The 24,904-nt window shown below is 67.6% G+C and carries 20 protein-coding genes; 11 read left to right on the top strand and 9 right to left on the bottom strand.

The features are described from left to right. Positions 1–10: 10 nt before the first annotated feature. Genes N5E02_RS03105 through N5E02_RS03090 form a run of 4 tightly spaced genes read right to left on the bottom strand, consistent with a single transcriptional unit; the run spans position 11 to position 5,369 of the window. Complete coding sequence (locus N5E02_RS03105) at positions 11–718, bottom strand: DUF4159 domain-containing protein (RefSeq protein WP_005421001.1); 708 nt, start codon at positions 716–718, stop codon at positions 11–13. Continuing rightward, the gene (locus tag N5E02_RS03100; protein WP_065178690.1) at positions 718–2,052 is read right to left on the bottom strand and encodes a TldD/PmbA family protein; all 1,335 of its coding nucleotides are present in this window, start codon (positions 2,050–2,052) and stop codon (positions 718–720) included. The genes N5E02_RS03105 and N5E02_RS03100 overlap by 1 nt, the downstream gene beginning before the upstream one ends. Before the next feature lie 20 nt (positions 2,053–2,072). Further along, entirely contained in the window at positions 2,073–3,707 is a 1,635-nt protein-coding gene (locus tag N5E02_RS03095) for a TldD/PmbA family protein (protein WP_164093492.1), read from the bottom strand. A 30-nt stretch (positions 3,708–3,737) separates the two neighbouring features. Further along, positions 3,738–5,369: a TldD/PmbA family protein gene (locus N5E02_RS03090; RefSeq protein ID WP_164093493.1), complete on the bottom strand. Its 1,632-nt coding sequence runs from the start codon at positions 5,367–5,369 to the stop codon at positions 3,738–3,740. A gap of 719 nt (positions 5,370–6,088) precedes the next feature. On the opposite strand from N5E02_RS03090, the gene N5E02_RS03085 reads away from it, so the two are divergent. Then, the gene (locus N5E02_RS03085) at positions 6,089–6,703 is read left to right on the top strand and encodes a DUF938 domain-containing protein (RefSeq protein WP_005420993.1); all 615 of its coding nucleotides are present in this window, start codon (positions 6,089–6,091) and stop codon (positions 6,701–6,703) included. A 72-nt stretch (positions 6,704–6,775) separates the two neighbouring features. On the opposite strand, the gene N5E02_RS03080 is transcribed toward N5E02_RS03085, so the two are convergent. Then, complete coding sequence (locus tag N5E02_RS03080; RefSeq protein WP_139726576.1) at positions 6,776–10,462, bottom strand: indolepyruvate ferredoxin oxidoreductase family protein; 3,687 nt, start codon at positions 10,460–10,462, stop codon at positions 6,776–6,778. Between the two features lie 170 nt (positions 10,463–10,632). Between N5E02_RS03080 and N5E02_RS03075 the strand changes: the two genes are divergently transcribed. Then, positions 10,633–11,268 (top strand): tetratricopeptide repeat protein, encoded by a 636-nt coding sequence (locus N5E02_RS03075; protein ID WP_139726577.1) that lies wholly within the window; start codon positions 10,633–10,635, stop codon positions 11,266–11,268. Positions 11,269–11,892: 624 nt separating this feature from the next. On the opposite strand, the gene N5E02_RS03070 is transcribed toward N5E02_RS03075, so the two are convergent. Continuing rightward, positions 11,893–13,377, bottom strand: a complete 1,485-nt coding sequence (locus N5E02_RS03070) for an AAA family ATPase (protein WP_005420987.1) — start codon at positions 13,375–13,377, stop codon at positions 11,893–11,895. Positions 13,378–13,500: 123 nt separating this feature from the next. Here N5E02_RS03070 and N5E02_RS03065 point away from each other — a divergent pair, with 123 nt between their 5' ends. From N5E02_RS03065 to N5E02_RS03025, 9 genes are all read left to right on the top strand, one after another. After that, the gene (locus tag N5E02_RS03065; protein WP_005420986.1) at positions 13,501–14,130 is read left to right on the top strand and encodes a ParA family protein; all 630 of its coding nucleotides are present in this window, start codon (positions 13,501–13,503) and stop codon (positions 14,128–14,130) included. Between the two features lie 49 nt (positions 14,131–14,179). Further along, a complete protein-coding gene (locus N5E02_RS03060) occupies positions 14,180–14,656 on the top strand; it encodes a histidine phosphatase family protein (RefSeq protein ID WP_005420985.1) in 477 nt (158 codons plus the stop codon). Positions 14,657–14,660: 4 nt separating this feature from the next. Beyond that, a complete protein-coding gene (locus tag N5E02_RS03055; protein WP_005420984.1) occupies positions 14,661–15,278 on the top strand; it encodes a YceI family protein in 618 nt (205 codons plus the stop codon). After that, on the top strand, positions 15,275–17,332 hold the full coding sequence (locus tag N5E02_RS03050) for a phospholipase D family protein (protein ID WP_262090518.1): 2,058 nt from the start codon (positions 15,275–15,277) through the stop codon (positions 17,330–17,332). Before N5E02_RS03055 ends, N5E02_RS03050 begins: the two co-directional genes overlap by 4 nt. 10 nt (positions 17,333–17,342) lie before the next feature. Beyond that, complete coding sequence (locus N5E02_RS03045) at positions 17,343–17,777, top strand: hotdog fold thioesterase (protein WP_049414459.1); 435 nt, start codon at positions 17,343–17,345, stop codon at positions 17,775–17,777. 118 nt (positions 17,778–17,895) lie between these two features. Beyond that, a complete protein-coding gene (locus N5E02_RS03040) occupies positions 17,896–18,687 on the top strand; it encodes a lysophospholipid acyltransferase family protein (RefSeq protein WP_279945814.1) in 792 nt (263 codons plus the stop codon). Positions 18,688–18,739: 52 nt separating this feature from the next. Then, positions 18,740–19,729, top strand: coding sequence for an alpha/beta fold hydrolase (locus N5E02_RS03035; protein WP_050562730.1), 990 nt, complete (start codon positions 18,740–18,742; stop codon positions 19,727–19,729). Between the two features lie 56 nt (positions 19,730–19,785). After that, entirely contained in the window at positions 19,786–21,855 is a 2,070-nt protein-coding gene (locus N5E02_RS03030; protein WP_065185547.1) for a tetratricopeptide repeat protein, read from the top strand. A gap of 10 nt (positions 21,856–21,865) precedes the next feature. Then, complete coding sequence (locus N5E02_RS03025; RefSeq protein ID WP_065185548.1) at positions 21,866–22,477, top strand: YbhB/YbcL family Raf kinase inhibitor-like protein; 612 nt, start codon at positions 21,866–21,868, stop codon at positions 22,475–22,477. Between the two features lie 126 nt (positions 22,478–22,603). Here the strand turns inward: N5E02_RS03025 and N5E02_RS03020 are convergent, their stop codons facing one another. The 3 genes from N5E02_RS03020 to N5E02_RS03010 all read right to left on the bottom strand — a co-directional run bounded on the left by N5E02_RS03020 (position 22,604) and on the right by N5E02_RS03010 (position 24,901). After that, complete coding sequence (locus tag N5E02_RS03020; protein WP_065185549.1) at positions 22,604–23,062, bottom strand: META domain-containing protein; 459 nt, start codon at positions 23,060–23,062, stop codon at positions 22,604–22,606. Between the two features lie 143 nt (positions 23,063–23,205). Further along, a complete protein-coding gene (locus tag N5E02_RS03015) occupies positions 23,206–24,033 on the bottom strand; it encodes an META and DUF4377 domain-containing protein (RefSeq protein WP_065185550.1) in 828 nt (275 codons plus the stop codon). Positions 24,034–24,106: 73 nt separating this feature from the next. Beyond that, on the bottom strand, positions 24,107–24,901 hold the full coding sequence (locus N5E02_RS03010) for an undecaprenyl-diphosphate phosphatase (RefSeq protein ID WP_139726579.1): 795 nt from the start codon (positions 24,899–24,901) through the stop codon (positions 24,107–24,109). Between the last annotated feature and the right edge of the window lie 3 nt (positions 24,902–24,904).

Here is a 24,904-nt window from a genome sequence, read left to right as displayed (position 1 = left end):
GCAGGTCCTGTCAATTGTTCAACGCGTACATCACGATGTTGACGCCAAAGCGGGTGTTGTCTTCGGCCAGGAAGCGCTTGTTGCGCCAGTCGTAGTCCCACTCGCAGCCATAGTCCTTGTTGCTGTAGAGCAGGCCCAGCCGACCATCGACCTCGATGCCCTTCAGATAGTCGTGCACCAGGTCGTCGCCCCAGCCGTTGAGTTCGAAGCTGGTGGCGGGCGGACCGTCCGGGAAGCGGAAGAAACTGCGGTACAGCGCGTGGCTGTTGGGCAGTTTCTGCAATGCCTTCGGACCGAACAGGCGGCCCATCTGTGCCTCGAACGAGGTGGCGAACAGCCCGTCGATGTCATGGTTGCAGTCATCGACGAAGACGAAGCCGCCATTTCGCACGTAGCGCACGAAGTTCTGCCGTTCGGCGGCGTTGAACTCCACCAGCGTGTGCCCGGCCAGGTAGCAGAACGGCGCTTCCAGCATGCGCGGGTCGGCCAGGGCCACCACGTGTTCCTGCGGGTCCACGCGCAGCGATGTGTAGTCGATCAGCGAGGTGATCAGGTTGGATGGCATGCGCGCGTCCACGTCCCAGTCACCGGAGTCGTACTGCAGGCGGGTGAACCAGAAGTCATAGCGCGAACTGCGCGGGCCTGCCTGTGCCCAGGCCGGCAGCGCCGCCGCCGAAGCGGCAGCGGCCAACCAGCGCAGGCAGGCCCGGCGATCCATCAGACCGCGTCGGACAGCGAGGTGAAGGTGAAATCGCGCAGCTTCATCGGCGGGATCATCATCACGTAGCTGGATTCATCACCGGCCACCCGCACCGGCTTGCCCAGCTCTTCGATGTTGTTGAGCATGATCACCGGCGACTCGTTGAAGCGGAAGTTCTTCACCGGGTACTTGATCTGGCCGTTCTCGATGTAGAAGGTGCCGTCGCGGGTCAGGCCGGTCAGCAGCACGGTCTGCGGATCGACCATGCGGATGTACCAGGTACGCGTGACCAGGATGCCCTTCTGGGTGCCGCGCACCAGCTCGGCGGTGCTCTTGTCGCCACCGCTCATCAGCAGGTTGCCCGGCGAGGCCTTGGCGGTCTTGCCCTGCTTCTGCGCCCAGAAGCGCGAGTAGTCCAGATTGGCGATCCTGCCGTTCTCGATGATGGCCATGCGTTCGCGCGGCAGCCCTTCGTTGTCCCACGGCAGCACCGGTGCATCCGGATGCCACGGGTCGGCGATCATGGTCACGCGCGGATCGTAGACCTGCTCGCCCAGCTTGTTGCCGCCGCCCTTCTTCGACAGGAAGCTGCGGCCTTCATCGGCCGAGCGTGCACTGAAGAAATTCATCATGAAGCTGATCAGGCCTGCCGCTGCGGCCGGCTCCAGGATGACCGTGTACTTGCCCGGTTCCAGTGCCTTGGCTTCGGCCGATTCGGTGGCCTTGCGCATGGCGATGCGGATGTCCTGGTCAGCCTTGAAGTCCGCCGCGTCCTTCAGGTTGCGGCCGACCCAGCCCGAACCGCGGCCATCTTCGGTGCGCACAGTGCAGGTGTAATCGAAGTTGGTGGTGCGCTGGTAAGCGAAGTTGCCGTTGCTGTTGGCGGTGGCCTGGAAGCCCTGGCCGTCCTCCAGGAAGCCGGCGGCGACCAGGCCGTGGCCGCGGCACGGGGCGATCGAATCGGCAGCAACCTTGGCACGGAAGGCCGGATCGATCGCGGCGGTGGATTCGCTGAAGGTCGGGCTGGCGCGGTAGCTCTGCTTGCCGATGGCCGGCATGAACTCCGGGTTCTCCGGGGCCAGGCGGGCCAGGTCTTCGGCACGGCGTACCACGCGTTCCAGCGCGGCGTCGTCGAACTCGTTGATCGAGGCAGTGCCGACGCGCTTGCCGAAGGCGACGGTGACCGCCAGTTCGGTGTTGTCGACGATGCCGCTGGTGGAGACATTGTTCAGCGCGAAACGGATGTTGCCGCTGATTGCACCGGCCAGCACGGCGGTGCACTCGTCGGCCTTGGACAGGGCGATGACCTTGTCGAGGATGGCCTTGGCCTGGGCTTCGGTGAAGATACTCATGTGTAAGGGCTCCTGACCGGTCAGCCGAGGCTGCGTGCGGTGTTGATGACGTTGATGCCGTTGAAGCGCGCGGTGGACGAGCCGTGCGAGACCGCCGAGACCTGTCCCGGCTGGCCCTTGCCGTCGAAGAACGAACCGCCCAGGCGGTAGTCGCGCTCGTCGGCCACGGCGGTACAGGCGTTCCAGAATTCCGGCGTGCGGATCTGGTAGGCCACGTCTTCCAGCATGCGGGTGATCTGGCCGTTCTTGATCTCGTAGAACAGCTGGCCGCCGAACTGCGCGTTGTAGCGCTGCTGGTCGATCGAGAACGAACCGTCACCGATGATGTAGATGCCGTTCTCCACGTCCTTGATCAGGTCCGGCACGCTCAGCGGCTTCTTGCCCGGTGCCATCGACACGTTGGCCATGCGCTGGAACTGCACGCTGGACCACGAGTCGGCATAGCAGCAGCCGTCGGACTCGGTCTTGCCGAGGATGTGGGCCTGGTCGCGGATGGTCTGGTAGTCCACCAGCTTGCCGTTGCTGATCAGGTCCCAGCGCTTGCACTTCACGCCTTCGTCGTCGTATGCCACTGCGCCGAGGCTGCCTGGCTGGGTCTTGTCGGCGAAGATGTTGACCAGCTCGCTGCCATACTGGAAACGCTGTTCGCGCTTGTCCAGGGTGGCGAAGCTGGTGCCGGCGTAGTTGGCTTCGTAGCCGAGCACGCGGTCCAGTTCCAGCGGGTGCCCAATCGACTCGTGGATGGTCAGCCAGGTGTGCGACGGGTCGAGCACCAGGTCGTACTTGCCCGGCTTCACCGACGGTGCTTTCAGCTTTTCCTGCGCCTGCCGGGCGGCGGCGATGGCGTCTTCCTTCATGTCGTAGGAAGAACTGTAGTTGACCACGCCATTCGGGCTGACCACCTTGCCCGCGGCGGCGCCGTCCAGGTATTCGTAGCCCAGGCCCATCGGCGAGGACAGGCCCGATCGGGTGCGGAACTTGCCGCTGCTCTTGTCGATGGCGGTGACCGTCATCGGCGCCCAGATGCGGTGCACGTCCTGGTCGATGTAGGAGCCATCGGTGGAGGCGAAGTACTTCTGCTCGTTGACCAGGAACAGCATCGAGTTGACGAAGCTGGCACCGGCGCCCATTGCGGCGGCGTTGACGTCCAGCAGCAGGCCGACCTTGTCCTTGATCGGCACCTCCATCGCATTCTTGTGGATCGGCGTGCGCCAGCTCACCTCACCCACGCCCGGTGCCTTGGCCAGCTGCACCGGTGCGGTCTGCACGCCGGCATTGGCCTTGGCGATCGCGGCCGCCTGCTGCGCCGCCTTGGCCACGTCGGCGGTGCCCAGCGCATTGGTGGCGGCAAAGCCCCACGCACCATTGACGATCACGCGGATGCCCACGCCGGTGGACTCGGTGTTCACCACGTTCTGCACTTTGTCTTCGCGGGTGATCACGAACTGCCGCAGGTAGCGGCCGATGCGCACGTCGCAGTAGGTGGCACCGGCCTGGCGGGCGGCAGCCAGCGCCGCATCGGCCAGGCGCTTCTTCAGCCCCAGGTCCAGCGTGCTCTGCAGCTGCTCGGCGGCGATCACCTTGCCGAAGAAGGAGGGCATGATCAGCCCGCCCGCGGTAAGCCCGGTCAGGGCCAGGAAGTCACGTCTTTGCAAGGCTGCTCTCCATATCGAAGGATGGGTGGCTCAAGCGCCGAGACTGCGCGCGGTGTTGATGATGTTGATGCCGTTGAAGCGGGTGGTGGACGAACCGTGCGAGACCGCCGAGACCTGGCCAGGCTGGCCCTTGCCGTCGAAGAACGAACCGCCCAGGCGGAAGTCGCGTTCATCGCAGATGGCCGTGCAGGCATTCCAGAATTCCGGCGTGCGGATCTGGTAGGCCGCATCCTCTACCATGCCGGCGATCTTTCCGTCCTTGATCTGGTAGTACAGCTGGCCGCCGAACTGCGCGTTGTAGCGCTGCTGGTCGATCGAATACGAACCGCGGCCGTGGATGTAGATGCCGTTCTCCACGTCCTTGATCATGTCCGCGACGCTGAGCGGTTGCTTGCCCGGCGCCAGCGAGACATTGGCCATGCGCTGGAACTGCACGCTGGACCAGGAATCGGCATAGCTGCAGCCATGCGATGCATCGCGGCCGAGGATGTGGGCTTCATCGCGGGTGGCCTGGTAGTCGACCAGGATGCCGTCGCGCACCAGGTCCCAGCGCTGGGTCTTGACGCCCTCGTCGTCGTAGCCGACCGCACCGAGGCTGCCCGGCTGGGTCTTGTCGGCGAAGAAGGTGACGATGTCGCTGCCCCAGCGGAAACCGGCATCTCGCTTGTCCAGCGTGGCGAAGCTGGTTCCGGCGTAGTTGGCTTCGTAGCCGAGCACGCGGTCCAGCTCCAGCGGGTGGCCGACGTTCTCGTGGATGGTCAGGAACAGGTTGGATGGGTCCAGCACCAGGTCGTACTTGCCGGGCTTTACCGACGGCGCCTTCAGCTTCTCGCGGGCGTGGCGGGCAGCGGCGATGGCGTCCTCGACCGGGTCGTAGGAATCGCGGTAGGCGGTGATGCCACCCGGCAGATGCACCTTGCCGCGCGCATCGCCATCAAGGAACTCATAGCCCATGCCCATCGGCGAGGACAGACCGGCGCGGGTGCGGAACTTGCCGCTGGCCTTGTCGATGGCGGTGGCGGTGAACGGCAGCCAGATGCGGTGGATGTCCTGGTCGATGAACGAGCCATCGCTGGAGGCGAAGTACTTCTGTTCGTTGACCAGGAACAGGGTGGAATTGATGTAGTCGGCACCCGCATTCAGCGCGGCGGCGTTGAGCGCCAGCAGCAGTTCGACCTTGTCCTGGATCGGCACCGCCATTGCGTTCCTGCGGATCGGGGTCTGCCAGCGCACCTCGCCGACCGACGGCGTCGGCGCCAGTTGCACCGGCCGGGTCTGGATGCTGGCGTTGGCGCGGGCGATTGCCGCCGCCTGCTCGACTGCCGCGCGCACGGCGGCCTCGGTCTGCTGATGGGTTGCAGCAAAGCCCCAGGCACCGTTGACGATCACCCGCACGCCCACGCCGGACGATTCTCGGTTGGTCACATTGCCGACCTGGTGCTCGCGGGTGATGACCGACTGGTTGAGGTAGCGGCCGATGCGCACATCGCAGTAGCTGGCCTTGGCCGTGCGTGCGGTGGCCAGCGCGACCTCGGCCAAGCGCCGGCGCTGGGCGGTATCGACCGGCGCCAGCAGCTGCTCGGCGGCGATGGCACGGGAATGCGGCAGCAGCAGGCCGGCCAGGCCCAGGCCGGAAAAAGCCAGGAACTCACGTCGTTGCACAGCGTTTCTCTCTCTCGCTTGCGGTCGGCAACGCGCCGGACCGATCACGTCCACTCCTCGACTTTCGCCAGCGCGGCGCAACCGGGCAAGTGACTGCAGTCATGGTTGGGGAGGGTTTCGGCAGGGCTTGCAGCCCTGCACCTGCTCAATGCAACGGCAACGGCCAAAGCCAGAGCCAGAGCCAGAGCCAGAGCCAGAGCCAAAGCCAGAGCCAGAGCGGCATTCCGTGGGTGGGCGGGGCGGTGTCGGATTGCGGGGACGCCGTGAATCCGTCCATGGAGGCTTGGCAGCCGCATCCATGCGGCTGACACCCCGCAATCCGACACCGCCCCAGCTCTGACAGATTCCTGCGGCTGTTGGTAGGTGTCGACCTTGGTCGACACGATTTTTCTGTCAGATATCGAAATGAATCCGGGGTCAGATCCGTTTTCCTGCGGAAAACGGATCTGACCCCAAGAGCCGTTCCAACAGATCGCTGGAAACTGTCGAAGGCGGGGTGGGTCCGGCTGCGGGCTTGGCTGCGGCATGGATGCCGCGGCCAAGCCCCCAAGGACGGGTTTACGGCGTCCCCCGCAACCGGACCAACCCTGCCATCCCACGGAATGCCAGCTTTTGACGTTGCTCTGGCTCTGGCTCTGGCTCCGGCGGGTGCAGGGCTGCAAGCCCTGCAGACACCCCCTCGTGCACAATGGGGCCGACCCCGCCTGGACACCGTCCTGATGTCGAGCAAGCCGTATTCAGAAGCCTGCGAGCGCAACCGCGAACCCATCGCCACCGCACTCGACCCGTGGATGGGCGACCGCCATCGGGTGCTGGAGATCGGCAGTGGTACCGGCCAGCACGCAGCCTTCTTCGCCGAGCGCTGGCCATGGCTGCGCTGGCAGCCCAGCGACCATCCGGACCATCTGCCCGGCATCGAAGCCTGGCGTGCGGAGGCCGCGCTGCTGAACCTGCTGCCGCCGGTGGCGCTGCAGGTGGAGCTGCCACCGGCAACGGGCCTGGACCTTCCAGAAAGCAGCACGTTCGACGCCGCATTCAGCGCCAACACGCTGCACATCATGGGCTGGGAGTACGTGCAGGTGCTGTTCGGCGCGCTGCCGCCACTGTTGCGTCACGGTGCGCTGCTGGCGATCTACGGTCCGTTCAACTATGGCGGCCGCTATACCAGTGACAGCAATGCGCAGTTCGATGCCTGGCTGAAGGCGCGCGACCCGCGCAGCGGTATCCGTGACAGCGAAGCGGTGCAGGCGCTGGCGGCGGACAACGGGTTTACCCGGTTGGGTGACGTGGCGATGCCGGCCAATAACCGGCTATTGCTGTGGCGGTTGGGGTGAACCACCGGCAGTGCCGGCCGTTGGCCGGCAACCGATTGCCAGGAAGATGCCGGCCAGCGGCCGGCACCACCTTCAGGCCACCTGCACGATATGCAGCGCCTTCGGATTGCGCCACTGCGCCAGCAGGGCCGCTTCGCGCGCCTTGGCCTGCTCGAAATGCGCTTCCTTGACATGGCCGAAGCCGCGGATGTGCTCGGGAATGCTGGCAATCTCCACCGCCAGCGACAGACGGTCATCCTCCAGCCCGTCCAGCAGCATCTGCACCGTCGCCTCGTAATCAGCAATCAGCTTGCGCTCCATGCGGCGCTCCTCGGTGCGTCCGAACACATCGAAGCGGCCGCCACGCAGGAACTTCAGCTTCGCCAACAGACCGAAGACCTTGAACATCCACGGGCCGTATTCCTTCTTCAACAGCCGTCCCTGCTCGTCCTTCTTCGCGAACAGCGGCGGTGCCAGATGGAAGCGCAGCTGGTAGTCGCCCTCGAACTGCTGCTGCAGGCGGCGCTGGAAGTCACCGCTGGTGTACAGGCGCGCCACTTCGTACTCGTCCTTGTAGGCCATCAGCTTGAACAGGTAGCGCGCCACGGTCTCGGTCAGCGCAGTGGAACCGCCGATGCGGTCGGCTTCGGTGGCGCGTACGCGCGCTACCAGGTCACGGTAGCGCTTGGCGTAGGCGGCATCCTGGTACTCGACCAGGAACGCGGCGCGGCGCTCGATCATTTCATCCAGCGAGCGCGACAGGCGGGCGTCGTCCAGCGGCAGGAACGCCACGTCGCCACCGTGCGAGGGCAGGCCACGCAGTTCGCGTTCGTCGCCGGTGTTGCGCGGTGCCGCAGTGGCACCCCATTCATTGCCCTCCCACTCGCCTGGCGGCAGCGGATGCAGCGGGCCCGGGGTGGATTCGGTATCGGTATGGCGGTTGCGCACCAGGCCGGCCGCCTGCTGCACGGCCTGCGGATCGACCACGGCCAGGCGGCCCCAGGCGAAGGCCTGCTGGTTCATCGCCACGGCGGCGCCATTGAGCTCGATGGCGCGCATCAGTGAATCGAACGACAGCGGCACCAGGCCCTGCTGCCAGGCGTAGCCGAGGATGAACAGGTTGGCGGCAATGGCATCGCCCAGCAGCGCGGTGGCCAGCTGGGTGGCATCGAGCAGCAGCGGCTCCTGGCCGCCCAGTGCCACGCGCACGCCGGCGATGATGTCGGCGGCGGGGAACTGCATGTCCGGGCGGGTGGTGAAGGTGCCCGGCATCGCTTCGTAGGTGTTCAGCACCACCTGCGAACGGCCGGCACGCACCTTCGACAGTGCCCAGTAGTCATTGACCACCACCATGTCGCAGCCCAGCACCAGGTCGGCCTCGCCAGCGGCGATACGCACGGCATGGATGTCTTCAGGGCGACGGGCAATGCGGATATGCGTGGTCACCGCGCCGCCCTTCTGCGCCAGGCCGGTCTGGTCGAGCACGGTTGCACCCTTGCCTTCCAGGTGGCCGGCCATGCCCAGCAGCGCACCGATGGTCACCACGCCGGTACCGCCGACGCCGGTGATCAGGATGTTCCAGGGCTGTTCCAGGCTGCCGCGGAGGGTCGGCGCCGGCAGGTTGTCCAGCAGCGTGGACGCATCGCGCTTGCTGCCTTTGCGCGGCTGGCCACCGTGCACGGTGACGAAGCTGGGGCAGAAGCCGTTCACGCAGGAATAGTCCTTGTTGCAGTTGGACTGGTCGATCTCGCGCTTGCGCCCGAACTCGGTTTCCTTCGGCAGCACCGACACGCAGAAGCTCTTCTTCCCGCAGTCACCGCAGCCTTCGCAGACCAGCGAGTTGATCATCACCCGCTTCTGCGGGTCTTCCAGCTTGCCTCGCTTGCGGCGGCGACGCTTCTCGGTGGCGCAGGTCTGTTCGTAGATCAGGATCGACACACCCTTTACTTCGCGCAGGCGCTTCTGCACTTCGTCCAGTTCGCTGCGGTCATGGAACTCGACGTCGCTGGGGAAGTGCTCGCGCTGGCCGGTCCACTTGCCGATGTTGTCCGACAGCACCACGATGGTGTGGATGCCTTCGGCGCGCATCTGCTTTGCAATGTCCGGCACGCTCAGCGGACCGTCCACCGGCTGGCCGCCGGTCATCGCCACCGCATCGTTGTAGAGGATCTTGTAGGTGATGTTGACGCCGGCGGCGACCGCCTGGCGGATCGCCAGCGAGCCGCTGTGGAAGTAGGTGCCGTCGCCGAGGTTCTGGAACACGTGCGGGGTATCGGTGAACGGCGCCTGCCCGGCCCAGGTCACGCCTTCGCCGCCCATGTGGGTGAAGGTGTCGGTGCTGCGGTCCATCCAGGTCACCATGTAATGGCAACCAATGCCGGCCAGCGCACGCGAGCCTTCCGGCACGTTGGTGGAGGTGTTGTGCGGGCAGCCCGAGCAGTAATGCGGTACGCGCGGGAAGCTGGCGCGCGGCAACGCAAGCTCGGCTTCCTTCTCCTGCATCCACTGCAGCCGCTGCTCGATCGATGCGTTGTTGAAGAACTTCTGGATGCGGCGGCCGATCACGCCGGCGATGGTGGCCGGGGTCAGCTCGCCGGTGGACGGCAGGATCCATTCGCCAGTCTCGTCATACTTGCCGACGATGGACGGGCGCTGGCCCCAGCTGGCCGGCCAGTTGAAGAACTGTTCCTTCATCTGACGCTCGATGAAGGCACGCTTTTCCTCCACCACGATGATGTCTTCCAGGCCCTGCGCGAAGCGCGCGATGCCCTGCGGCTCCAGCGGCCAGGTCATGCCGACCTTGTACACGCGGATGCCGATGTCGGCGCAGGCGGCTTCGTCCAGGCCCAGGTATTCCAGCGCCTGCAGCACGTCCAGGTAGCTCTTGCCGGTGGTGACGATGCCCAGCCGCGCGCGCGGCGCGTCCATCACCACCTTGTCGATGCCGTTGGCGCGGGCGAACGCCTGTGCGGCCTTCACCGCATAGCGGTGCAGGCGCATTTCCTGGTCCAGCGGCGGGTCCGGCCAGCGGATGTTGAGCCCGCCGGTCGGCATCTCGAAGTCTTCCGGCAGCACGATGCGGCGCGCCATCGGGTCGACCTCGACCGAGGCCGACGATTCGACTGTCTCGGCGATCGTCTTGAAGCCGACCCAGCGCCCGGTATAGCGGCTCATCGCCCAGCCCAGCAGGCCCATGTCGAGGATGTCCTGCACACCGGCCGGATTCAGTACCGGCATCATCGCGCTGACGAACTCGTCCTCGCTGCCATGCGGCAGGGTTGAACTGCGGCAGGCATGGTCATCGGCGGCCAGTGCCAGCACCCCGCCGTAGCGCGAGGTGCCGGCGGCATTGGCGTGCTTGAACACGTCGCCGCAGCGGTCCACGCCCGGGCCCTTGCCGTACCACATGCCGAACACGCCCTGCACGTTGGCGCCGGGGAACAGGTTGGTCTGCTGGGTGCCCCACACCATGGTGGCGCCCAGGTCCTCGTTCAGGCCGGGGGTGAACTTCACCTTGGCCGCGTCGAGGTGTTTGCGTGCGCGCCACAGCTCCAGGTCGAAGCCGCCCAGCGGGCTGCCGCGGTAGCCGCTGACGAAGCCGGCGCTGTCGATGCCTTCGTGTGCGTCGCGCAGCCGCTGCATCAGCGGCAGCTTCACCAGCGCCTGCACGCCACTCAGATAGATCCGCCCCTCGTTGCGGGTGTACTTGTGGTCGAGCGTGTAGTCACGGTCGATCAGGTCGGTGGAGGAGGGCGACGTGAGTTGCGCGGTACTGGTCATGGCTGGCCCGGTCAGGATCGGCTGGCACCGGCCGCGTGCAGGCACGCGACGGGAAAGGCGCGAATTGTAGCAGCGAGGCCCGGCCGCCCCGGCACTCGCGCCGGCGGCCATGCTGGGGTTAGGATCGGGGAGAGAGAGAGGGGGCTGCGGTTGCGGCCTGGGGAGAAGGGATGTCAGTTGCAGGAAAGATCCTGGGCAGCATGTTGCTGGTCTCGGGAACGGCCCCGGTGTGGGCCGCGCCGGCGGTGCCGGCACCACAGGAGTTCTATTTCGACAGCGATGCGGCCGCCGTGCCCATGATCGTGGTCCAGTCCGACGGGGATGAGCTGGTGGCGCAGCTGCTCAAGCAGCGCGAGCGCGGCCGGCGGACCGTGGAGGCCACCGTGCAGCTGGCGTCGGTGGCCATTGCCCAGGGCCGTACCGAACTGGGTGAACAGCTGTATCGCGAAGCGCTGAAGGATGCGCCGGTGCAGGGCAGCCTGGGCCGTGGCGTGCGCTGGAACTACGGCTGGGACCTGCTGCGTCAGGGCCAGCCCGAAGCCGCCCTGGAGCAATGGCAGGCCGCTGCCGGTGGTTCGCTGAGCAAGCCGGGCTGGTTGCCACCGACCTATGCGCTGGCGCTGTGGCGGGCCGGGCAGAAGCAGGAGGCGGTGCAGTGGTATGCCGCCGCAGTGCGTACCGAGCCGACGCAATGGAGCGACAGCAGCCGCTATGCGCAGTTGCTGCCGTTGTGGCGCGACGACGAGCGTGCCTCGCTGGCCGAAGTGCAGCAGGCCTGGGCGGCCGCGCCGCCGGCCTGGCCCTGAGGGAGGGGGTTGCGCCGGGTTGCACCCGGCACCCGCAGAGGCAACAGCCGAAGCAACAGCAACAGCGGGCAATCCGCGGGATGGCGGGGTGGTGTGGGTTGGCAGGACACGCCGTAAACCCCGCTCCGCGGCCCGGCCCAGCCGCTGGAGGCTGGGCGTTCGGGCGCTTGCGAAGCAGTGCTTCGCAAGCAAAGCGCCCTCACCCATGGGGGCTCGATGGCGCCATCCATGGCGCCATCGGTCCTGCAGCCCCAGACCGCGTCGACCCCGACAGGTTATCGGCGGCGGTGGGTAGATCCACGCCATGCGTGGATGAATCCGCATCGGAATCAACTATTCGATATCTGATCGAAATGCAGCCGAGCGTGGGCTCGGCTCTACAGAAAGCGGCCAGCCGACCGGCTTTTGCTTTTGATCATCTTTTTTCTTCTCCGTGGCGGACGCCCCCGGAAACTGTCAGGGGGCGGGTGGGTAGGCTGCGCAGGGGCGTGAGCCGCATGGATGCGGCGACCGAGCTTACAGGGACGTACTTGCAGCGCCCCCTGCGCAGCCTACCCACCCGGCCAACCACGACTGTCGCTTTGAGCGACCAACCACGAGGGGCTGCGCCGTTCGCGGGAAACCTCAATCGTCCGCGGAAACCGTCCGCCCCGACGCCCACGCGCGCAAGGCCTCGACCTGCTCGGCCATCAGCACCGACAGCGGCCTCGTCGCGCGGATCTCGTTCATCAGCAGCTCGGTGTCCAGCGGCCGGCCTTCGGCGTGCGCTGCGTACAGTCCGGCCACGATCGCCTGCTCGATCTCCGCGCCGGAGAAACCATTCGCCGCGGCCGCCAACGCCGGCAGTGCAAAGTCGTCCCCATTGAGCTGGCGTCGCCCCAGATGCAGCCGCAGCAGTTCCACGCGCACTTCGGGGGTGGGCAGGTCGACGAAGAAGATCTCGTCGAAACGGCCCTTGCGCAGCAGCTCGGCCGGCAGTTCGTGCACCTGGTTGGCGGTGGCGACGATGAAGACCGGCGCCTTGCGTTCGGCCATCCAGGTCAGCAGGTAGCCGAGCACGCGGCGCGATACGCCACCGTCCTCGCCACCACTGGCCAGGCCCTTCTCGATCTCGTCCATCCACAACACGCAGGGCGCCAGCTGCTCGGCCGAGGCCAGCGCCTGGCGCAGGTTGGCCTCGGTCTCGCCGTGGTACTTGTTGTACAGCGCACCCACGTCCAGGCGCAGCAGCGGTACACCGAAGCCGGCGGCGGTGGCCTTGGCCAGCATCGATTTGCCGCAGCCCTGCACGCCCAGCAGCAACATGCCGCGCGGCGGGTCCAGGCCGGCCGGTGCCGAGCCGGCGATGAAGGCCACCCGGCGCTGGCTGATCCAGCGCTTGAGCCGGTTGGCGCCGGCCACGTCGCCGAAGCGTGCGCTGTCGTGCTCGAAGAACAGGTGGCCGCTGCGGTTGAGCAGCTCGAACTTCAGCCGTGCCAGCTGCGGCAGGTCGTCGTCGCGCAGCGCGCCATCGGCGTAGATCAGCTGGCGGGCGATGCGGCGGGCATCGACCAGGCTCAGGCCCTGCAGGTTCTTCAGGATCTTCTTCACCGCCTCGCTGTCGACCTCGACGCGGCGGCCGCCGTGTTCGCGCGCATAGGCGTCGGCCTCCTCGCGCAGCATCTTCAGCAGGGCGTTGGCATCGGGCAGGCGCGGGTTGAAGCGCACCGCCAGTGCTTCCAGCTCGGCCGGCAGCTCGACCTTGGCGCCGATCAGCACCAGCACGTGCGGTTCGCTGTGGCGGCGCTGGATCAGGTCGCGCAGTGCGCGCTGGTGGCTGGCATAGCCCAGGTAGGGGTGGAAATCGAGCAGCAGGTAGACACCGCGCTGATCAGCCTGGCGGATCATCTGCAGCGCGGCGCTGGCATCGGGCGGGCCGACCGGCGGATCCTCGCGGTCCAGGTCGATGCGGCGCAGGCCCTCGGTGATGGACCAGCGGTGCAGGGCCCGCCACACGTGCATCAGCGTCTGCCGGAACAGTTCAACGATGCGCCCCTCATCCTGGGTCTCGATCACGATCAGGGGGGTATTGGCGCGGATCAGTGCGCTCAGGTCCTGCAGTTCGCTCATGCCGGTTCGATCCTTCGGGGGCGCCACGATAGCAAAGGCGATGGCCACGGGTTCAGCACGGCGCTACCTCCCGTCACCACCGCCGGTGTACGCTCGGGGCACGTACCCGGAAGCGAGGCTGGCATGAAGACGATCCTGGTGGCCGGTTCCAAGGGCGGGGTGGGCAAGACCACCGTCGCCACCCACCTGGCCGCGTACGCGGCATTGCAGGGCAAGGCCACGGTGATCGCCGATGCCGACCCGCAGGGCTCCAGCACCCGCTGGGCACAACGGCGTGCCGGGCTGGAAAGCGCGGTGCTCCCCATCGATGTGTATCGGAAGAAGCAGTGGGCGCAGAAGCTGCCCGACGGTACCGATACCGTCATCATTGATGCACCCGCCGGTGCGCTGGCCGACGATATCCCCCATTTCCTGGACGCGGCCGACGCCGTGGTGGTGCCGGTGCTGCCCTCGGCGCTGGATATCGAAGCCATCGTCGGCTTCCTCAACAGCCTGGCCCAGAACCCGCGCGTGCACAGCCGCAAGCTGCCGGTAGGGCTGGTCCTCAACCGCACCAAACCCTGGACCCAGACCTCGCAGCAGGCATTGCAGATGCTGGCCGAATGGCCGTACCCGGTGGTCGCGCAGCTGCGTGACAGCCAGAGCTACGTGGTCATGACCGGCCTGGGCCGCAGCCTGTTCGACTATCGCTCCGCCCAGGTGCGCGAACACCAGGCGGACTGGGAACCGCTGCTGTCCTGGCTCAAGCTTTGATGCCTGCCTCACTTCTCCTGCTGCATCCTCTTCTCCATGGAAACCCGCGATGCGTGAACTGATCCTGCTGCGCCATGCCCATGCCGAACCCGCCGTTTCCGGCCAGGCCGACCTCGACCGGCCGCTGTCGCCGGTGGGGCTGGCCGAAGCTGAAGCCGCCGGCAAGTGGTTGAAGGAAAACAACCTGCTGCCGGACTGCGTGCTGTGCTCGCCGTCGCGACGTACCCGTGAGACCCTGGAAGCGGTGATGACGGCCATCGGCTATGTCGAGAAGCGCCTGGAAGACCGGATCTACGAAGCCACCCCGGGCACCCTGGCGGCGCTGGTGGACGAACGTCGCGACCTGGACCGGGTGCTGATCGTGGGCCACAACCCGGGCCTGGAGCAGCTGGTGGCCCTGATGACCGACGGCACCAGCAGCGACTACCGGGGCATGCCGCCGGGCGGCGTGGCCGTCCTCGGCTTCCCGCGCGAGGTCTCGATCGAGCCGGGCGTGGCCAGCCTGAACGCGTTCTGGTGGCCGTGATCCGATGAGCCAGGCGCGGCGCAGCCGCTTCCTGCTGCCCGCGTTGCTGGCGCTTGGCCCGGCCTGGGCGGCTGTGCCCCCACCAACCCCGTTGCCGCCGGTGTCCGCCGAAGCGCCGCGGGTACTGCGCCTGGATACCCAGCGCTCGCGGATCGGTTTCGAGGTGCGGACCCGTTTCGGCCAGCGCATCGAAGGCGTATTCCCGCACTTCGAGGGGCGCATCGAGATCCTGTCCGACGGGCGCCACCAGGTGCACCTGAAGATGTTCACCCGTTCGGTGGAGATCCCTGGCAAGGCGCGCTACACCGGCTGGATGCGCGGCGAAGAGTTCTTCGATGCAGGGCGCCATCCGGTGGTCGAGTTCGACTCGCTGCCGTACTGGCCGGAGACGGTGGAACAGGGGGGCGACATCAACGGCCGGCTGACCCTGCGCGGCGTCAGCCATCCCGAGTCGCTGCGGGTCGAGAAGGCGGAGTGCGCCCGACCCGGCTATGATTGCGATGTCGTCAGCCGCGGTACCGTGCAGCGAGGCCGGTATGGAATGGACAGCTGGCAGCTAGCCCTGAGTGACCGAGTGACCTTCGTATTGCGTGCGCGCCTGAGCGAGGCGCCGAAACCGTGAACCTCCTGCTGCGTTTACTGGCGCTGGCAACGGTGTTGCTGGGCAGCGGTTGTGCATCGCTTTCGCATGCCGAGCGCGACCGCGCCGAAGCGATCGCCGTGCAGGCGCGCTCGACCGTGGTCGGCTGCCAGCGCGCCGACCGCTGCGCGCAGGACTCACCGCTGCGTGCGCTGGCCGGCCGGGCGTTCACCGAATCCACCCCGGAACAGCCGCGCCACTACGCCACCCTGCTCGACGAGGGCGAAGGTGCGCTGGTGGCGCGCCTGAACCTGCTGCGCAGCGCCACCCGCAGCATCGACCTGCAGACCTACATCTTCGACAAGGACGACAGCGCCCGGCTGGTCATCGACGAGCTGCTGGCTGCATCGCGGCGCGGGGTGAAGGTGCGCGTGCTGATCGATCAGCTCTCGGCGATCTCCGACCTGCAGATCCTCGGCGCGCTGTCCAGCGCGCACCAGAACTTCCAGCTGCGGGTCTACAACCCGACCTTCGGCAAGGCCCGGCTGAACTACTTCGACTATGCCGGCAGCGTGCTGTGCTGCTTCCGCCGCTTCAACCAGCGCATGCACAACAAGCTGCTGGTGATCGACGATGCGATCGGCGTGGTCGGTGGCCGCAACTACCAGGACGACTATTACGACTGGGACCGCGAGTACAACTTCCGCGACCGCGACGTGCTGATCGCCGGCCCGGAGGCGCGGGCGATGGCCGCCAACTTCGATGCCTTCTGGCATGCCAGGCGCAGCGTGCCGGCCGAGCGCCTGAACGATGTCGGCCGCACCCTGCTGCGCGAGGGCGTGCCGACCCTGCCGCCGGCCAGCTTCCGCCGCCCCGAGCGGGTGCAGCGGGTCAGTGCCGAAGCCAATGACATGGACTTCGTCAGCCGTTCCTTCGTCGATACCGCGTTGCCGGTGGCCTCGGTGCGCTATGTCGCCGACCTGCCACGCAAGCACCGGCGCGAGAAGGCCGATGCGCCACTGGCGGGCCAGCACGTGACCGAGCCGCAGCTGGATGCGCTGATCGCCGGCGCGCAGGAGGAGGTGATCCTGCAGACGCCGTACCTGGTGTTGTCCAAGCCGGCGCAGAAGCTGTTCCGCGAGCTGCGCAAGCGCCCGCAGCCGCCGCGGGTGGTGGTGTCCAGCAACAGCCTGGCGGCCACCGACAACCCGATCGTGTATGCGCTGTCGTACAAGTACAAGCGGCGCAACATGCGCGAACTGGGCTTCAACATCTTCGAATACAAGCCGTTCCCGCTGGATGCACCGGTCGACTACCGCAACCTGTTGCCAGATCCGATCGCCGCGCCCGGAGGTGACGACGACGGCGGGCGCAATCCGCTGATTGGCGGCAGCGCCGCGGGCAGCAATGCCGGCGACAGCCGCGATCGCGATGAGCATCCGGCACCCACCGGCAAGCAGGGGCCGGTGAACCACCCGCGCACCGGCAGTGCCTACCAGAACGCGCGCGAGCGCCGCCGCGCGGCCGGCAGCGAGGTCGAGACCCGCCTGCTGCGCACCGAGACCCGGCCCTCCTTCCTGGGCAGCAAGGCGGTCAACAAGCCGTTGCCGGTCACCCGCAAGGGCGCGCGCATGGGCCTGCATGCCAAGTCGCTGGTGGTCGACCGCCGCATCGGCGTGGTCGGCACCCACAACTTCGATCCGCGCAGCGAGAACTACAACACCGAAGGTGCGGTGATCATCGACGACCCGGCCTTCGCCGAGCAGCTGGCCGAGAGCATCCTGCGCGATACCCACCCGCAGAACTCGTGGACGGTGGCGCCGCGGGCCAAGCCGCCGGTGCTGTCCGGGCTCAACTACAGCGTCGGCAAGGCCTCCGAGGCACTGCCGATCCTCGACTTCTGGCCGTGGCGCTATGCCACCGACTACGAGTTCAAGCCCGGCCCGGACTGCCCGCAGCCGCTGCCCCGGCAGGACCCGGACTTCCACCGCTGCTATGTCGCCGTGGGCGATTTCCCCGAGGTCAATGTCGGCCCGAAATGGCTGCTGGTCCGAATGCTGACCGCATTCGGCGCCGGCCTCGTTCCCATCCTCTGAAGGTGCCCGCATGACCCTGGTGTTCCGCGAAGCCGTTTCCCTCGAGCAGCTCAACACGCTCAGCCGCAACACCGCGATCGAGTCGCTGGGCATCGTCTTCAGCGCGGCCGGCGACGATTGGCTGCAGGCCACCATGCCGGTGGACGAGCGCACCCGCCAGCCCTACGGCATCCTGCATGGCGGCGCGTCGGTGGTGCTGGCCGAGACCCTGGGCAGCAGCGCCGGCAACCTGTGCGTGGATACGGCCAAACAGATCTGCGTAGGGCTGGAGATCAACGCCAACCATGTACGCGCCGTTCGCTCGGGCACCGTGACCGGCACCGCACGTGCACTGCACGTCGGCCGCAGCACCCAGCTGTGGGAGATCCGCATCGAGGACGAGCAGGGCCGCCTGGTGTGCATCTCGCGGCTGACCCTGGCGGTGGTGGCGGCCGGCCACGGCTGAGCCCCGGACGGCCGGTGACGGCAGCGGAACCCAGCGTTCCCCGCCGATTGCCCCGGTTGATGGGTGTTATGGCCTAAATCGGCTGGCAGCGATGACGGCCCTCCGGTATCGTGCGCGGATGACTTCCCCCACTCCGGCCCCCCGCGGCGGCGTGGCGCGTGTGTGCCGTTACCTGTACCGCGTACCGCTGCTGTTGGTCCACATCATCGTGTTCCTGCCGCTCATCCTGATCGGCATGCTTCGGCCGTGGGGCGAACTGCGCGCGGGCGAGGCGACCCTGGGGGCCAAAGTGGTCAACTGGTGGCAGGGCGGGCTGATGTGGATCTTCGGCTTCCGCCTGGTGCAGATCGGCACGCCGCTGCCCGGCGCCGTGCTGTTCGTCGCCAACCACGTCAGCTGGGTCGACATCTGCATCCTGCACAGCCAGCGCATGATGGGCTTTGTCGCCAAGCGCGAGATCGCCAGCTGGCCGCTGGTCGGCTGGCTGGCCGCGCGTGGCCAGACCATCTTCCACCAGCGCGGCAACACCGAATCGCTCGGTGGCGTGATGCAGGTGATGGCTGACCGCCTGCGCGAAGGCAAGGCGGTGGGCGTGTTCCCGGAAGGGCGCACCCGCGGCGGCCACGAAGTAGGCCCGTTCCATGCCCGCATCTTCCAGGCCGCGGTTGAAACCGGCGTGCCGGTGCAGCCGGTGGCACTGGTGTACGGGCTCAAGGGCGATGCGCAGACCATTGTCGCGTTCGGCCCCGGCGAGAGTTTCTTCGCCAATTTCCTGCGCCTGCTCGGTGAGCCGGCGCGGCGTGCAGAAGTGCACTTCCTGACACCGATCGGTGCGCAGGACCTGGAAGGCCGTCGGCGCATCGCGGAGACGTCGCGCGCGCGCATCGTGGCGGCCATGAGCACCGAGTGAGGGTGCGGTGGCCCTGATCCCGCTACCCGTCCTGGACGCCGGCACGCCGACGTTGCACGCGGCTGACTACCAGCCGCCGCGCTGGCTGCGCAACCCGCACCTGCAATCGATGCTCAGCTCCAGCCGCATGCGCCTGCAGCGCGGCCTGCTGCTGCTGGCCGCGACCGGCGCGATCAGCGAAGAACTGATCCTCGACGGCGGTGATGGCGTGCGCCTGCAAGGCTGGCACAGCCACATCGAAGGCCGCGAACCCAAAGGCATGGCCCTGCTGCTGCACGGCTGGGAAGGCAGCGCCGAATCCAGCTACATGCGCATGGCGGCCGCGCGCATGCTCGAACAGGGCTTCGACGTGGTGCGGCTGAATTTCCGCGACCACGGCAATACCCATCATCTCAACCCTGGCATCTTCCACTCCAACCTGATCGACGAAGTGGTGCATGCCGCGGGCGATATCGCCCAGCGCTGGCCGCAGTTGCCGCTGGTGGCCGCCGGTTACTCGCTGGGCGGCAACTTCGTGCTGCGCCTGGCCCTGCGCGCGCCAGCGGCCGGCGTGCCGCTGCTGCGCGTGGCCTCGGTATGCCCGGTGTTGGACCCGGCGCTGACCATGGAGAGCATCGAGAACGGCCCGGCGATGTACGACTGGTACTTCCGCCGCAAGTGGGCCGGTTCGCTGCGGCGCAAGCGCGACCTGTTCCCCGAACTGAGCGACTGCGACGACCGCGTACTGAAACTGGACATCCGCGCGCTGACCGCCTGGCTGGTCGAGCGCCACACCAGTTTCGGTTCGTTGCAGGCCTATTTCGATGGCTACTCGATTGCCGGTGATCGCCTGTCCACGTTGCAGGTGCCGGCCGACATCCTGATGGCGCAGGACGACCCGGTGATCCCCTACGCGACCTTCAGCGACTGGCAGCTGCCGCACCAGGCGCATCTGGAAACCGCCAGCTGGGGCGGACACTGTGGCTTCCTGGAAAACTGGCGCGGTGACGGCTTCTCCGAGCGCTGGGTGGCGCAGCGCCTGCAGCGCGTGCTGCAAGGCTGAACCGGCACGGGCGCGCAGGCCGCTACAATGCGGGTTTGCCCTTGAACCGGACCGCCATGCAAGACCAGATCATCCAAGCGTTGCGCCAGAACGAGGCCGACCGGGCCGTGCAGCTGGCCCAGGCGTGGACCCGTGATGAACCCGGCCAGGCCGAGGCCCACCGCTGGCTGGCGCTTGCGCTGCAGCAGCAGGGCAAGGCCGAGGACGCGATGGAGGCCCTGCAGCAGGCGCTGCAGCTGGCCCCGGACAACGCCCAGCTGCACCTGCAGCACGCCGGCCTGCTGCTGGCCCTGCGCCAGTTCGACGGCGCAGGCGAAGCACTGACGCGCACCACCGGGCTGGACCCGAACGCATTCGCCGCGTACCTGATGCAGGCCCACCTGGCGATCGGTCGCAACGATTTCGATGAAGCGCAGCGCCTGTCCACGCTGGCCTCGCGTGTCGAACCGGACCACCCGGAGCTGCTGACCATCGATGGCATGATCGCGCTGCGCCGCGATGATGCCGATCGCGCGCTGACGCTGCTGTCGGCCGCCAACCAGGCCCTGCCCAACGACATCCGCGTGCTTTACGCACTGGGCTTCGCCTACCTGGGCAAGAACATGCTGGCCTTCGCCGAGCAGGCGTTCCGGCGCGTGCTGGAACTGAACCCGACCATCGCCTCATTGCATGGCCTGGTGGTGCAGCTGGCCATGCGCCAGGGCAACCTGGAAGCTGCGGCAGAGGCGATGCAGATCGCGCTGCAGCAGGAAGGCCTGGATACGCCTTCGATGCGCCGCCTGGCCGGCGAACTGGCACTGCGCAGCGGCCAGCCGCTGCAGGCGCTGGAGCACCTGCTGCCGTTGCTGGAATCGCTGCCTGATGACCGCGACGTGCTGCAGCTGCTGCTGATGTCCTGGCAGCGCCTGGGCCGCGAAGACGAGGCCCGCGCCCGCCTGGATGCAGCCCTGGAGCAGCACCCGCAGCTGCACGACCTGTGGCTGGCACGCCTGGCGGTGGAGGAGGTCGGCAGTGCCACCGCCGCCGCCACGGTCGAGCGCTGGATGGACGCGATGCCGGGCCACCTGCCGGCGCTGGAAGCGCGCCTGCGGCTGCACGACATGGTGGGCGAACACGCCCAGGCCGAAGCGATCGCCGAGCGCATCGTCAGCCTCGAACCGGGCCGCGTCAGCGGCGAAACCCGCCTGGTCGAAGGCCTGCTGCAGCGCGATCCGGCCGCTGCGGTCGCCCGCGTGCAGGCGCTGATCGGCATGGCACCGGAAGGCCACCGCGCCGACCTGCGCACCTGGCTGGGTGAGATCCAGGATCGCGCCGGGCAGCACGAAGATGCGCTGCAGACCTGGCTGGCCCTGCAGGCCGACCAGGCCCCGCAGCGCCTGCCGCTGCCGCCGCAGGCCAAGGCACCGCCGAGCTGGCCGGACAAGGGCGAGATCGACGGCGATGCCACCTCCGCGCCGATCTTCCTGTGGGGCGCGCCAGGGTCGGGCGTGGAGCGCGTGGCGACCGGCCTGGCCGCGGCCAGCCCGGTGCTGCGCAGCGACCGCTATACCTCCAACGCACCCGACGACGCCTTCCAGAACTACCACACGCTGCAGGACCTCGCTTCGGGCGTGCTGACGCCGGAGCGGCTGGTGCAGCGCTGGCGCGAACAGCTGCCGTCGCGCGGCGTGCAGGACGACGCGATCATCGACTGGCTGCTGTGGTGGGACAACGCGCTGCTGTGGGCGCTGCGCCCGCAGTTGCCGCAGGGCCGCCTGCTGGTGGTGCTGCGCGACCCGCGCGACATGCTGCTGGACTGGGTGGCCTATGGTGCCGCCGCGCCGCTGGCGATGACCTCGCTGGCCGAAGCCAGCGAATGGCTGGCGCGCGCGCTGGCCCAGGTCGCCGCTTTGCACGAGGACGATCTGTACCCGCAGGTGCTGCTGCGCATCGACCAGATCGGCAACGATCCGCAGGCGATGGCCGAACTGCTGGGCCGACTGTTCGAGCGGCCGATGCCGCCGGCCGCGCAGCTGGGCGCGCCGCGCTTCCCGCCGGGCCACTGGCGCAACTACCGCGACGTGATGAGCGCCGCCTTCGCCAAGCTCACCCCGATCGCGGTGCGCCTGGGTTACCCGGAAGAGTGAGGACACGCCGATGCAACTGAGCAGCCACAGCCTGACCAACGGTGCACCGATCGACCGCGAATTCGCCGCAGGCGATGCCGCGGGCTTCGCACCGGACCGCAATCCGCACCTGGCCTGGAGCGATGTGCCGGAGGGCACCCGTTCGTTCCTGCTGGTATGCGTCGATCCGGACGTGCCGACCGTGCCGGAGACGGTCGGCCGCACCGACATGAGCGTGCCGCGCGACCAGCCCCGCTGTGATTTCGTGCACTGGGTGATGGCCGATATTCCGGCTTCGGTGCGCGAGATTGCCGCAGGCAGCTGCAGCGACGGCTTCGTGGTGAAGGGCAAGACCACGCCGGCCGGGCCGGCCGGCAGCCGCCAGGGCCTGAACGACTTCACCGGCTGGTTCGCCGGCAACCCGGACATGGCCGGTGACTACCTGGGCTACGACGGCCCCTATCCGCCGTTCAACGACGAGCGCGTGCACCGCTACTTCTTCCGCGTGTTCGCGCTGGACGTGGCATCGCTGCAGCTGCCGGAACGCTTTACCGCCGCCGACGCCTACCGGACCATGCACGGCCACGTGCTGGCCGAAGCGGCACTGCACGGCACCTACACGTTGAATCCGGCGCTGGGCTGAGGCGGCATAACGGGTCGTGCCGGCCGCTGGCCGGCAACGCCCGTGTGCTGCTGCATTCGCCCGTGGCAGCCGGCCAGCGGCCGGCTCTACCGCTGACGAAGACGGGCGACCCTGCGGCCGCCCTTTTCATTCGTCCGTACCGGCTACCGGCGCGAACACCAGCACATCGCCGTGCGCATTGCGCAGCAGCAGGCGGCCACGCTCATCCAGCGCAAGCGTCATCTCTGCGCGTGCATTCACCAGCGTGCCGGCGACACGTTCCTGTTCGGCCACCTCGGCCCGCATGCAAGCGGCTGTGGTGATGATGCCGCCCTCAAGAACCAGCCGGTCACCTTGCAGGTGATAGGTGCTGCTTGACTGGTTGCACAGGTTCAACTCGCTCATGTAGCCGGGTTGGAAGCGCAGCGTGTAGGGCGGTCGACCGCGCACGAACAACGCATCAATGCGCCGGCCCTGCGCGTCGGTGGCGCGCGCGAGTTGCCACGGATGTGCCTCGAGCTGCCCGGTGGTGGGCGTGCTGGCAGCGGCCACATCCGTAGACATGGCCAGCAGCGCGGCAATGATGAGGGCGGGGACGTGCTTCATGCCGATCTCCCTGATGCATGCGGGTAGTGCCGGCCGTTGGCCGGCAACATCCGTGTGTTGGCGGTGCTCCGCAAGGCAGCCGGCCAGCGGCCGGCTCTACCCACCACGAAGAAGGGCGACCTCGCGGCCGCCCTCCTGTGGTTTTACTTCTTCTCGATGGCCGACTCGACCACCATGTCCAGTACATACGCCTGCGACGGCGCATCGGCCGGCGGGTTCTTCACTTCGTAGCGCTTCACGCGCACCACGTTGCGCACGCCGTCTTCGTGGGTGTAGCCCTCGATGTTGCCGTAGAAGTTCTCGAACTTGCCCGGCTCACCCTGCTTCAGGCCCTTGTCGTCGAACTTCACTTCGCGCACCTGCAGGCACTGGTAGTCCGGGATCAGCGGGTGCGAGCACTTCTCGGTCTTCGCGGCCACTTCCAGGAACACGGTTTCGCCGGCGCCGCCGTAGCGGGTTTCAGCGGTCGGTTCCGGGTTGAACACCAGCACGTCGCCCTTGGCGTTGGTCAGGGTCAGCTTGCCATCGGCATCCTGCTCGGCCTTCAGTTCGCCCTGCAGGCGGCTCGACACGGCTTCGTCCAGCGCCATCAGCGCCTTGTCGGTGCAGGCCATCATGGTCGAGGCCATCGCACTGACCGTCAGCTTGCCGTCGGCCAGGGTGTAGCCGCCGCCCATGCGGTTGCAGGTGTTGCTGACCGACAGGCGGCCATCAGCGAAGTCCAGGGTGACCGGCTTGTCTTCGCGGGCGAACAGCGCGTCGATGCGCTTGCCGTCGGCGCCGGTGGCCTGCTGCAGCAGCCAGTGCTGGCTCTGCAGGCGCTGCGCATCCAGGTGCGCCAGCGTCTGCTGGTCCGCTGCCTTGGTCGCGGCCGGGGCCACGTCGTCGCCGCCATTGCCGGCCGGGGCCGGGGTCTGGCTGCAGGCGGCCATCAGGGCCAGCGGGAGGAGCAGGGTGAGCTTGCGGTTCATGGTGATTCTCCTTGGGGAACCGTGGGGAAAACGGGGTGGGCCGGCAATGGGGTTACCGTGCGGCCGGCGCTGTTCAGCTGCCGGAGGGCAACCACAGCAGCAACGCAGCGCCCAGCGCGATGCGGTAGATCGCAAAGGCGGTGAACCGGTGCGACTTGATGTAGCCCATCAGCCACTTCACTACGACGAAGCCGGTGATGGCCGCGGCAAGGAAGGCCACGCCCACCTCGGTCCAGTTCTCGCTGCCCAGCTGCCCGTCCCTGGCCAGTTCCAGGAAGGTGTAGGCGCTGGCGGCGAACATGGTGGGAATGCCAACCAGGAACACGAACTCGGCGGCAGCGGCGCGGCGGCTCAGGCCCAGCAGCATGGCCAGGAAGATCGCCGAGGCCGAGCGCGAGGTACCGGGGAACACGCCCGCCACCACCTGCGCCAGGCCGACGCCGATCGCCACGATCCAGGTCACCTGGTCGCGGTCGGGCAGGCGCGCGGTGTAGGCCTCCACCAGCAGCATCCAGACGCCACCGATGATCAGTGCCCAGGCTACCGGGCTGACCGTCTCCGGCAGCGACCAGCCGGCCTTGCGCACCACCAGGCCGACCACGGCGGTGACCAGGAACGCAGCGCCCAGCTTGAACACGTACTCACGGTTCTCGCGTTGGTTCAAGCCGGTGGCCAGCTGCAGCAGGCGCTGGCGGAACACCAGCACCACGGCCACGATCGCGCCGGCCTGGATGACGATGTTGAAGAAGTCCGAGCGGGCACCCAGCCAGTGCTGGGCGATGAGCAGGTGGCCGGTGCTGGAGATCGGCAGGAATTCGGTCAAGCCTTCGAGGATGCCCAGCAGCAGGGCGGAGAGCAGGTCGGACATGGA

Source organism: Stenotrophomonas sp. GD03777, from assembly GCF_029842485.1.
Lineage (GTDB): Bacteria > Pseudomonadota > Gammaproteobacteria > Xanthomonadales > Xanthomonadaceae > Stenotrophomonas > Stenotrophomonas sepilia.
This window is presented reverse-complemented; position numbering and strand designations above follow the sequence as displayed.